The following is a 4547-nucleotide window of genomic DNA, read 5'->3' as shown; positions in this document are numbered from 1 at the left end:
AGGCCCGCGCCGATGCCATTGCGCGCGGCGAGGCGGATGAGGCGATCTGGCTGCTGGAACATCCCCCCCTTTACACCGCCGGCACCTCGGCCCGGCCCGAGGATCTGGTGGAGCCGGACCGCTTTCCGGTGCATGCGGTGGGGCGCGGCGGGCAATATACCTATCACGGGCCGGGGCAGCGCATCGTCTATTGCATGCTGGATGTGAAGCAACGCGGCGGCGATGTGCGCTGTTTCGTGCGGGCGCTGGAACGCTGGGTCATCGCGGCGCTGGCCGAGTTCAACGTGGCGGGCGAGATCCGGCAGGGCCGTGTCGGCGTCTGGGTGCCGCGCCCCGACAAACCGCGCCTGCCCGATGGCAGCCTGTCCGAGGACAAGATTGCAGCGCTTGGCATCAAGATCCGCAAATGGATCAGCTTTCACGGCATCTCGATCAATGTGGAACCCGATCTGTCGCATTTCTCGGGTATCGTGCCTTGCGGCATCCGCGATCACGGGGTGACCAGCCTTGTCGATCTGGGCCTGCCGGTGACGATGGCCGATCTGGATGCGGCGCTGATGGCGACCTTCGAGCCAAGCATGGCCGAGGGGCCTGCCTGCAAACGCTGATCTAGAGCGGGTGCAGCAGGAAATCGGCAATGTCCTGTGGCACGGCGTCGGGCTTGTATAGCCCGCGCGCCCGATGCGCCCGCAAGATCAGCGACAGGCGCGGCGGCACCGCGATCCAGACCACGCGGGTGGTATTGGTGACCTCTGGCTGGCTCATCCGGCCATAATTCGTGACGCCGTAATAGCGCGTATCCGCGAAATGCGAGGTCTGCGGCTGCAAATAGATCGACGACAGCGCCTGCGAGGCCTCATGCACCAGCAGGATGGTGGTGCCGACAGCCTGACGCAACACCATGCCGCGAAACTCGCGGTCGCGCAGGCGGCGCGGGGGCCAGCCCGGCGCGGGCGCCACCGGCACGTCATAGGCGCGCAGAATGCGGCACTGTTCCAGCGTCTTGATCTGCACCACCGAGCGCGCGATATGGCCGCCGAGGCTCATGGAGCGGCGGAAGAACGTGTAATGGCCGTCGGGCAAACCGGGATCGGGGTCGAAATAGGCCGGGCTCAAACCGGCATAGCGCGCGGCCTGCACCAGCCCCGCCAGCGGGGGCGCCTCTGCGGGCGGCGGCGGGGGCGCAGCAAAGGGCCAGGCCTCGGTCAGGATGCGGGCATCGGTGCCGAAATACAGGCAGATGCGATGCAAAAGATTGGGTTTGGGAAAGGATTCCGCCCGCAAGAACCGCTGAAACTGCACCTTGCCCAGATCGAGATCGCGCGCCGCCTGCGCCAGAGTGACGCCGCGACTGCTGCACAACCGCCGCAGATTGGCGGCAAAAACGCCCAGAACCACTCTACCCCCCCGGGCAAAGCTGCCCGCGTCCACGCGCTGCGCACGCTAGTGGGGAAGCGGCGTCCTGACTATCCCCTGAAAGGCGGGGAAGACGTTTTTTCCGGCGGGAGAATGCAGGATGGTCTGCAAGTCTTGCACCAGCCGCTCCATATCCTGCGTCAGCAGCAGGATGCGCAGCACCCGGGCCGCCGGCACCTGCCCGACCAGATCGCAGGCCAGGCTTTCCACCGCCGCCGAGGCCGCGATCAGCCGCGACAAAACAAGTTCGGGGTCTTGTGGCCCTTGGCCCGGCAGACCGGGGCAGCCCGGGCATGTTTTCAACATTCTGTCCTCCACCGGTTCTGGCATGATGCCCTCGCCCCCAATGTTCCTTCTTTGCCTGTGCCTTCGCGGTCCCGCTCCCTGCGCCTGTGGCGGCACGGCCCCTTGAAGGCATGCCCGCCAAGGCAGAGCATGCGCGCAGGACACCCGCAGCGCGAGATACAGAATGCAGATCGAAGCTGCGGCTTTGGCTCCGACAGGCTACACAATCGTAGCCTTTGCAATTTCACACCCCGCCTGTCGCAGTCTTGACGCAAGTCAAGGCAAGGCGTGACAGGCTGTCCCATTGCGAGGCGACGGGCGCCGTGCAAACTGGATGCCCGATGACGGTCGCGATGATCCGGCAGGGCCCGTTGCGGCTTTTGCCGGACCCTCGGGGGCCACCACCCAACGTTCAAGCAACAGCCAGGACATTCAGATGACCCGCATCCTCACCACTTCCCTCGCCCTGCTTGCCCTTGCCGCCCCGGCCTTTGCCGCAGGCGATGCGGCCAAGGGCGAGGCCGATTTCAAGAAATGCAAGGCCTGCCACATGATCGTGGCCGATGATGGCACCGAGATCCAGAAAGGCGGCAAGACCGGCCCGAACCTTTATGGCGTCATCGGCCGCCCGGTGGCGGGTGTCGCCGATTACAAATACGGCGAATCGATTGTCGCCGTGGGCGCCAAGGGCGTGGTCTGGGATGAGGCCCTGCTGGCCGCCTATGTGGCCGATCCCGGCAAATGGCTGAAAGAGCAGACCGGCGATGCCGCCGCCAAATCGAAGATGACCTTCAAGCTGGCCAAGGGCGGCGAGGACATGGCGGCCTATCTCGCCTCCGTCAAGAAGTAAGCCTCGCAAGACGGCACGAGACAGAGGGGCGCCCCGCAAGGGCGCCCCTTTCGCATGGCCGGACCTGCGCGGCGTGCGCCCCGCGCAAGGCGGATGCGTCACTTCGCCGCAGCGGCATGGTGGCCGGGGGCCGGTTTTCTTGATACAGATCAAAGTCTGCGATTGCCGCGCCTGCGGTCGCGCACTAGAGATGCCTAATCAGGCGGCGGGATTCCCACCCGACCGCCCTTGAAACGCAACATAACGGGAGGAGCCGATGGCAGACGCAGCCATTCATGGCCACGAACACCACGACACGCGGGGCTTCTTCACCCGCTGGTTCATGTCGACGAACCACAAGGATATCGGGATCCTTTACCTTTTCGTCGCAGGCCTGACCGGCCTGCTTTCGGTTCTGTTCACCGTTTTCATGCGGCTTGAACTGATGGAGCCGGGTGTGCAGCACATGTGCATGGAAGGCACCCGCCTCTTTGCCGATGCCGCACAGACCTGCACCCCCAACGGCCACCTCTGGAACGTCTCGATCACCGCGCATGGCGTGCTGATGATGTTCTTCGTGGTCATTCCGGCGCTGTTCGGCGGCTTTGGCAACTATTTCATGCCGCTGCAAATCGGTGCGCCGGACATGGCCTTCCCGCGCATGAACAACCTGTCCTTCTGGCTGTATTTCGCCGGCACCTCGCTGGCCGTGGCCAGCGTGTTCTCGCCTGGCGGCAATGACCAGCTGGGCGCGGGCGTGGGCTGGGTGCTGTATCCGCCGCTGTCCACCAGCGAAGGCGGCTATGCGATGGACCTCGCCATTTTCGCCGTCCACCTGTCTGGTGCGTCGTCGATCCTGGGCGCCATCAACATCATCACCACCTTCCTGAACATGCGTGCCCCCGGCATGACCATGCACAAGGTGCCGCTGTTCGCCTGGTCGGTGTTCGTCACCGCCTGGCTGATCCTGCTGTCGCTGCCGGTTCTGGCGGGCGCCATCACCATGCTGCTGACCGACCGGAATTTCGGCACCACCTTCTTCCAGCCCTCGGGCGGCGGTGACCCGATCCTCTATCAGCACATCCTGTGGTTCTTCGGCCACCCGGAAGTGTATATCGTGATCGTGCCGGGCTTCGGGATCGCCTCGCAGGTGATCGCCACCTTCTCGCGCAAACCGATCTTCGGCTATCTGCCGATGGTCTATGCCATGGTCGGCATCGGTGTTCTGGGCTTCGTCGTCTGGGCGCACCACATGTATACCGTCGGCATGTCGCTGACCCAGCAGGCCTATTTCATGACCGCCACCATGGTGATCGCAGTGCCCACCGGCATCAAGATCTTCTCCTGGATTGCGACCATGTGGGGCGGCTCGATCGAGTTCAAGACGCCGATGCTGTTCGCATTGGGCTTCCTGTTCCTGTTCACCGTGGGCGGCGTGACCGGCATCGTGCTGAGCCAGGCCGGGGTGGACCGCGCCTATCACGACACCTATTACGTCGTGGCGCACTTCCACTATACCATGTCGCTGGGGGCAGCCTCCTGTATCTTCGCAGGCGTCTACTTCTGGTTCGGCAAGATGTCGGGCAAGCACTATCCGGAATGGGCAGGCAAGCTGCATTTCGCGATGTTCTTCATCGGTGCGAACCTGACCTTCTTCCCGCAGCACTTCCTGGGCCGTCAGGGCATGCCGCGCCGCTATATCGACTATCCGGAGGCCTTCGCCTACTGGAACAAGATCTCGTCGATGGGCGCGTTCCTGGCCTTCTCCTCGCTGGTGTTCTTCATCGGTATCGTGTTCTATTCGCTGTTCTTCGGCCGCAAGGTGACCGAGAACAACTACTGGAACGAATATGCCGACACGCTGGAATGGACCCTGCCCTGCCCGCCGCCGGAGCATACCTTCGAGCAGCTGCCGAAGCGTGAGGACTGGGACAAGTCGCACAGCCACTAAGGCTTGGTGACCCGACCAACAGAAAAGGCTCCGGTTTTCCGGGGCCTTTTTGCATTTGGCACGGGG

The 4547-nt window shown here is 63.9% G+C and carries 5 protein-coding genes; 3 read left to right on the top strand and 2 right to left on the bottom strand.

Features of this window, described 5'->3' with window-relative positions; genetic code table 11:
- Positions 1-608, top strand: a 608-nt coding sequence (gene lipB / locus JNN06_RS01145; RefSeq protein WP_291237762.1) for a lipoyl(octanoyl) transferase LipB, incomplete at its 5' end; no start/stop codon positions are given.
- Between the two features lies 1 nt (position 609).
- Here the strand turns inward: lipB and JNN06_RS01140 are convergent.
- Positions 610-1398 carry a helix-turn-helix transcriptional regulator gene (locus tag JNN06_RS01140; protein ID WP_291237761.1) on the bottom strand — a complete coding sequence of 263 codons (789 nt, stop codon included), beginning with the start codon at positions 1396-1398 and terminating at the stop codon, positions 610-612.
- Between the two features lie 45 nt (positions 1399-1443).
- Entirely contained in the window at positions 1444-1722 is a 279-nt protein-coding gene (locus tag JNN06_RS01135; protein ID WP_291237760.1) for a hypothetical protein, read from the bottom strand.
- A 415-nt stretch (positions 1723-2137) separates the two neighbouring features.
- Between JNN06_RS01135 and JNN06_RS01130 the strand changes: the two genes are divergently transcribed.
- On the top strand, positions 2138-2551 hold the full coding sequence (locus JNN06_RS01130) for a cytochrome C (protein ID WP_291237759.1): 414 nt from the start codon (positions 2138-2140) through the stop codon (positions 2549-2551).
- 256 nt (positions 2552-2807) lie between these two features.
- Complete coding sequence (locus JNN06_RS01125; protein ID WP_291237758.1) at positions 2808-4481, top strand: cytochrome c oxidase subunit 1; 1674 nt, start codon at positions 2808-2810, stop codon at positions 4479-4481.
- Positions 4482-4547 lie beyond the last annotated feature (66 nt).

This window comes from Gemmobacter sp., assembly GCF_016792925.1.
Classification (GTDB): Bacteria; Pseudomonadota; Alphaproteobacteria; order Rhodobacterales; family Rhodobacteraceae; genus Gemmobacter.
This window is presented reverse-complemented; position numbering and strand designations above follow the sequence as displayed.

Excerpts from the sequence above, each read along its gene's own strand:
- JNN06_RS01135 (WP_291237760.1), bottom strand. The coding sequence starts at position 1,722 with ATGTTGAAAACATGCCCGGGCTGCCCCGGTCTGCCGGGCCAAGGGCCA.
- JNN06_RS01130 (WP_291237759.1), top strand. The coding sequence starts at position 2,138 with ATGACCCGCATCCTCACCACTTCCCTCGCCCTGCTTGCCCTTGCCGCC.
- JNN06_RS01125 (WP_291237758.1), top strand. The coding sequence starts at position 2,808 with ATGGCAGACGCAGCCATTCATGGCCACGAACACCACGACACGCGGGGC.